6 protein-coding genes are annotated in these 6000 nt (G+C 69.9%); all 6 read right to left on the bottom strand.

Features of this window, described 5'->3' with window-relative positions:
* Nucleotides 1-67: 67 nt before the first annotated feature.
* Nucleotides 68-736: a hypothetical protein gene (locus ABTU92_RS05870; RefSeq protein ID WP_408088582.1), complete on the bottom strand. Its 669-nt coding sequence runs from the start codon at nt 734-736 to the stop codon at nt 68-70.
* A gap of 79 nt (nt 737-815) precedes the next feature.
* Nucleotides 816-1877 carry a phosphate ABC transporter substrate-binding protein PstS gene (gene pstS, locus ABTU92_RS05865; protein WP_408088580.1) on the bottom strand — a complete coding sequence of 354 codons (1062 nt, stop codon included), beginning with the start codon at nt 1875-1877 and terminating at the stop codon, nt 816-818.
* Between the two features lie 19 nt (nt 1878-1896).
* A complete protein-coding gene (pstB, locus tag ABTU92_RS05860) occupies nt 1897-2727 on the bottom strand; it encodes a phosphate ABC transporter ATP-binding protein PstB (RefSeq protein ID WP_408088578.1) in 831 nt (276 codons plus the stop codon).
* Nucleotides 2728-2736: 9 nt separating this feature from the next.
* Complete coding sequence (gene pstA, locus ABTU92_RS05855; protein WP_408088576.1) at nt 2737-3648, bottom strand: phosphate ABC transporter permease PstA; 912 nt, start codon at nt 3646-3648, stop codon at nt 2737-2739.
* Complete coding sequence (gene pstC, locus ABTU92_RS05850) at nt 3645-4622, bottom strand: phosphate ABC transporter permease subunit PstC (RefSeq protein ID WP_408088575.1); 978 nt, start codon at nt 4620-4622, stop codon at nt 3645-3647. Before pstC ends, pstA begins: the two co-directional genes overlap by 4 nt.
* Before the next feature lie 116 nt (nt 4623-4738).
* Complete coding sequence (pstS, locus tag ABTU92_RS05845) at nt 4739-5782, bottom strand: phosphate ABC transporter substrate-binding protein PstS (RefSeq protein WP_408088573.1); 1044 nt, start codon at nt 5780-5782, stop codon at nt 4739-4741.
* Between the last annotated feature and the right edge of the window lie 218 nt (nt 5783-6000).

Genomic DNA, 6000 nt, shown 5'->3' with positions numbered 1-6000 from the left:
TCTGCGGCGCATCAGGCCTGTGGCCTGCCGCGCCTTGTCCGGGGCACGCGGCCGAGCGCCGGGATCGTCACACCGCGGCGCCGGGGCGGACACCGGTGCGGAGAAACGCCGGACAGGCGCTCCGCTCCAGGACCGCGGCGAAGCGGTTCTTCAGCCACGGCATCTCCAGGCGCAGCCGCAGCCCGGTCTTGCTGCGCGCCTTGAACACGCCCGACCAGTCGAGCAGCGTCTTGGCGTTGTCGAGCGTCAGCGCGACCGGCGGCAGACCCTCGCGGGCCAGCATCCAGCTCATGATCAGCGTGCCGGTGCGGTGGTTGCCTTCGACGAACAGCTCGGGCGTGCTCAGCATCCGGACATAGACGCCGGCGGCCCGCCGCCACGGCGACTCGTGGGCGTGCAGCGCGTGCCATTCGACGATGTCGCGGATGCCGCCGTCGGCCCGTTCGTAGAAGCGCTGCTCGGTGGCGGCGAGGTGGCCGGCGGCGTCGGCCCGCACGGCCGCGTCGGTGCCGCACAGGACGAGCGCGTTGAGCTCCAGCCACTCGCGCAGATGGCCGAAGGCGAACAGGTCGACCTTGCGTTCGAGCAGATCGTCGACCGCGGCGTAACCGGCCATCATCCGGTCGATCCAGCCCTCGTCGGGGTTTTCGCGCGGATCCTGGAGGGAGAGGTTCAGCCGGGCGAAGGCGTGCGCGACGACGCGCAGCGACGCCTCGATCGCGGCGAGGTCGAGCACGGCTCCGGTGCCCGGCGCGCACGGCGCCGGACTGGACAGGTCGAGGGCGTCCGAAATGGGAGGCTCTCTTCGGTTCGGGTTACTGCGACAGGGTGCCGAGCGCCTCGCGACCGAGCGAGACGATGTCGGCGGTCAGTGGAACATAGCCCAGCTCGCGCGCCAGGGCCTGGCCCTGCGGACCCAGGCCCCAGGCGACGAAGTCGCGGACCGCCCGGCCCTTGGCGGCGTCGCGCGGGTCCCGGTAGAGGAACAGCCAGCTGTAGGAGACGATCGGATAGGCGTTGGCCGCCGTCGGATCGATCACCGAAGCCTCGAGCTCGCCCGCCTTGTCGGAGCGGGCGGCGAGCGCGAGCTGCGCCGCCTCGGCGGACGGCGCGACGACGCTGCCCGAGCGGTTCTGCAGCGCCGCCACCGGCAGGCCGAGCCGCCTGGCGAAGCCGTACTCGACATAGCCGATCGCGCCTTCGCTCATCTTGATGCGCGCCGCGACGCCCTCGTTACCGGCGGCCAGCATGGCCCGGCCCGGCCATGCCACCATCTTGCCGGCGACCAGTCCGGCGTTCCGCCACGCCGGGTCGGCGGCGGCGAGGTGGCGCGTGAAGGCGGCCGTGGTGCCGCTCGAGTCGCGTCGCGCGACCAGCGCGATGTCGCGGGCCGGCAGCGCGAGGCCCGGATTTGCCGCCTTGATGCGCGGATCGTCCCAGCGCGTGACGGTGCCGGCGAAGATCCCGACATAGACGTCGCGTGGCAGCTTCAGCGCGCCGCCGAGGTTCGGCAGGTTGTAGGCGAGCACGATCATGCCGGCCGTGATCGGTACCGCCACGGCGCCGCCCGGCACCTTGGCGGCGTCGGCGGCCGACAGAACCTCGTCGCTGGCCCCGAAGTCGACCGTGCCGGCGAGGAAGCGCTTGACGCCCTCGCCGGAGCCGACCGCCTGGTAGCTCACGCCGACGCCGCGCTCGGCCTTGTAGGCGGCGATCCATTTCGCATAGAGCGGCGCCGGGAAGGTGGCGCCGGCCCCGGCGATCGCCACTCCGGTCGGCCCGGCTGCGGGTTGCTGGGCGAGGGCGGCGACCGGGGCGGCGACGGCGGCCAGCACCGCGGCCCCGCCGGCGAGCACCGCGCGACGTGACGCATCCATGGAAGCCTCCTGCCGACGATCAGCTGAACTTGCCGCCGATATAGTCCTTGGTGAGCTGCTCGCGCGGGTCCTCGAACACCCGCGCGGTCTCGTCCATCTCGACCAGATAGCCGGTGCGGCCGCCCTTGGAGATGTCGACGGCGAAGAACGCCGTGATGTCGGCGACGCGGGTCGCCTGCTGCATGTTGTGGGTGACGAGCGCGATCGTGTAGTCCTTGCGCAGCTCCAGCATGAGCTCCTCGATGCGCCGCGTGGCGATCGGGTCGAGCGCCGAGCAGGGCTCGTCCATCAGCAGCACGCTCGGCTCGGTGGCGACGGCGCGGGCGATGCACAGGCGCTGCTGCTGGCCGCCGGAGAGCGACAGGCCGCTCGCCTTGAGCTTGTCCTTCACCTCGTCCCACAGCGCGGCGCGGCGCAGCGCGTGCTCGACCCGCTCGGCGACGTCGCCCTTGAACTTGTTCAGCCGCAGGCCGAAGGCGACGTTGTCGAAGATGCTCATCGCGAACGGGTTCGGCTGCTGGAACACCATGCCGATGTAGCGCCGCACCACGACCGGATCGACCGCCTTGTCGTAGATGTCCTGGCCGAGGAAGTGGACGTTGCCCTCCAGCCGGAAGCCGTCGATCAGGTCGTTCATGCGGTTGAGGCTGCGCAACACCGTGCTCTTGCCGCAGCCCGACGGCCCGATGAAGCCGGTGATCTTGCCCTTCTGGATCGGCACGTGGCTGTCGCGGACCGCGAGGAACTGCCCGTACATGATCTTCGAGACGCGGCAGTCGATGGCGATCTCGCTCGCCGCGGCCGGTGCGGCGGAGGGACCCTGATCCCGGATGGCTTCCACGGCGCTCATGATCACCTCCTAGTACTTCGGCCGGCCGAGCAGGCGGCTGAGCACGTTGAACACCAGAACGATCAGCACGAGGACGAGCGACGCGGCCCAGGCGAGCTGGATCTGGTTCTCGAACGGCATGCTGGAGAAATTGAAGATGAGGATCGACAGCGAGGCGGTCGGCTCGCTGACGCGGCTCAGCCAGTAGTTGCTGAACAGCGCCGTGAACAGGAGCGGCGCCGACTCGCCCGACACGCGGGCGACGCCCAGCATCACGCCGGTGGCGATGCCGGGCAGCGCGGTCGGCAGCACCACCTTCCAGATCATCTGGGTGCGGGTGCAGCCGATGCCGAGGGCCGCGTCCTTCATCTTGCGCGGCACCATCTTCATCGCCTCCTCGGCGGTGAGGATGACGGTCGGCAGCATCAGGAGCGACAGCGCGATGCCGCCGGCGAGCGCCGAATAGGTGCCCATCGCGAGCACCACGACGGCGTAGCAGAACACGCCGGCCAGGATCGACGGGAAGCCGGTCAGCACCTTGGAGAGGAAGCGCGCGGTGCGGCCGAGCCGGTCGTCCGGGCCGAGCTCCGCCAGGTAGACGGCGGCCAGCACGCCGAACGGAATGCTGATCGCGGCGGCGATGCCGACCATCACCACGGTGCCCAGGATGGCGTTGCCGAAGCCGCCGCCCATCTCGAACCCGGCCGGCGGCAGCTCGGTGAACAGCTCGAGCGAGAGCCGCGAGCCGCCCTCGACGATCAGCATGTAGAGCACCGAGACGAGCGGCACCGCGGCGAGCAGGGCGATCGACCAGGCGCCCGCGGTGAGCAGGACGTTGGTGACGGCGCGACGATCCGACCACGAATGGGCGAGGTCGGGCGTGGAGGCGGGGCCGCCGGCGATCGGCGGGACGCTTCCGGAAGGGGCGGCGAGGTCGGTCATGCCTTACCCGAGATCTTTCGCTGCGTGAGAGTGAGCAGGCCGATGCCGGCGATGTTGACGACGAGTGTGATGGCGAGGAGGACGAGCGCCGCGTACATCAGTGCCTCGACCTCGACGGGGCCGGCCTCGGGGAAGTGCGAGGCGAGCAGGGCGGCGAGCGTCTCGGCCGGTGCGAACAGCGACAGGGTGAGCTGGTTGGAGTTGCCGATCAGCATGGCGAGCGCCATCGTCTCGCCGAGCGCCCGGCCGAAGCCCAGCACCATGGCCGAGAAGATGCCGCCGGCGGCGGTCGGCACCATCACCTTGAGGATCACCTCCCACTTGGTGGCGCCCATGCCGAAGGCGGCCTCCTTGGTGCGGTAGGGCACGGCGTTCAGCGCGTCCTGGGAGATCGCCGCGACGGTCGGCAGCACCATGATGGCGAGCACGATGGCGGCGGGCAGCAGGCCCGGCCCCGAGAGCGAGGTGCCGAAGAACGGGATGAAGCCGAGCGTCTCGTTGAGCCAGTTGGCGGCCGGGCGGATCGCCGGGATGACGACGAAGATGCCCCACAGGCCGAACACGACGCTCGGGATCGCGGCCAGCATCTCGACGATCAGCCGGAACAGGAAGGCGACGCGGGCGGGCAGGAAGCCCTGGGTGAGGAAGATCGCGACGGTCAGACCGAAGAAGCCGCCGATCGCCAGCGCCAGCAGCGACGAGTAGAGCGTGCCCCAGATCGCGGGAAGGATGCCGAACCGCTTCTCCTGCACGTTCCAGCTCGAGCTGGTGAGGAAGTCGATGTGATACTCGCGGATCGCCGGCAGCGCCTGGCCGCCGATCTTCCAAACGATGTAGGCGACCAGCACCAGGATCAGCGCGGCGGCGAGCCAGGCGAGCGACCGGAAGGCGCGGTCGACGATGTATTCGGGCCCCGACGGCGCCTGGGTCACGGCGCCGGGCGGGGCGGCGAGGGCGAAGGGATGGTTCGACATGCTCGGCGTCCGTACTGCTCGGCGTCCGGTGGTGCGGCGGAACCGATCGGGCTCTGAAACGCAAGCTCACGGCCGGCGGTCCGCCGGAATGCGGACCGCCGGGGCGCGGGCGGCGGCTACTGGATGTCCTTGGCGGCGGCCTTGATCTTCTCGACCACCGGGGCTGGCAGCGGGATGTAGCCCATGCTGTCGGCGATCGTCTGGCCCTTGGTCGCGGCGTACTCGACCAGGTTGCGCAGGATCTCGGCCTTCTTCGGATCCTGCTTCTTGTAGAAGAGGAGCCAGGTGAAGGTGGCGATCGGGTAGGACTCGGCGCCCTCCGGATCCTCGATCCAGCCGCGCAGGTCGGGCCCCAGCTTGGCGGCCGCGAGCGTCGCGGCGCCGGACTTGTCGCTCGGCGCGACATACTGGCCGGCCTTGTTCTGCAGCAACGCGGCGTTGGTCTTGGTCAGCTTGGCGTAGCCGTACTCGATGTAGCCGATCGCGCCGGGCGTCTGCTTCACCGTCGCGGTGACGCCGTCGTTCTTCGGCGCGCCGACGATCTTGTCGCTCTTCGGCCACTCGACCGTGGTGCCGCTGCCGATCGCCTTGGCGAAGTCGGCGTCGATCGCCGCGAGGTGCTTGGTGAACACGAAGGTCGTGCCGCTCGAGTCCGAGCGCCGCACCACCGTGATCGGCAGGTCGGGCAGCTTCAGGTCGGGATTGGCGGCGACCAGCTTGGGGTCGTTCCACTTGGTGATCTTGCCGGCGAAGATCTGCGGGTAGACGTCGCGCGGCAGCTTCAGGCCGATCGGATTGCCGGGCAGATTGTAGGCCAGAACGATCTCGCCGGCCGTGATCGGGATCAGCACCACGCCGCCCTCGACCTTGGCCATCTCTGCGTCGGTCATGGCCGCGTCACTGGCGGCGAAGTCCACCGTCTTGTTGATGAAGTCGTTGATGCCGGCGCCCGAGCCCTTCGCCTGGTAGTCGACGATGACCTTGTTGTCCTTGCTGAACTGCTTGAACCAGGCCGAGTAGATCGGGAACGGGAAGCTCGCCCCCGAGCCGATCAGGCGCATCTCCTGCGCGGTCGCGACGCCCTGCGGGCCGGGTGCCGCGAGGCCGACCGCCATCAGGGCGGCGGCGAGAAGCGGCGCGCGAAACGAACGATGGATCACGACGATGTCCTTTGCTTCGACATGGGATTCGAGCGGCTCGGCGGGTGTGCTCGGTGGGTGTGCTCGGTGGGTGTGCTCGGTGTGGGTTTCGGGCGGGACCGGACGTCCTCGCGGGGTCGACAGGCCACGCACGGACCCCTCCTCGCACCGAGACGGCACATCAGACGACGGCACAGCAAACTTCTCCCCGCAGCGCCCATGAGCGGCTGCGACGGATC

This window comes from Rhodoplanes sp. SY1 (assembly GCF_046000175.1).
Classification (GTDB): Bacteria; Pseudomonadota; Alphaproteobacteria; order Rhizobiales; family Xanthobacteraceae; genus Rhodoplanes.
The sequence above is the reverse complement of the archived record's forward strand: the minus strand, read 5'-3'. Positions and strand labels throughout refer to the sequence as shown.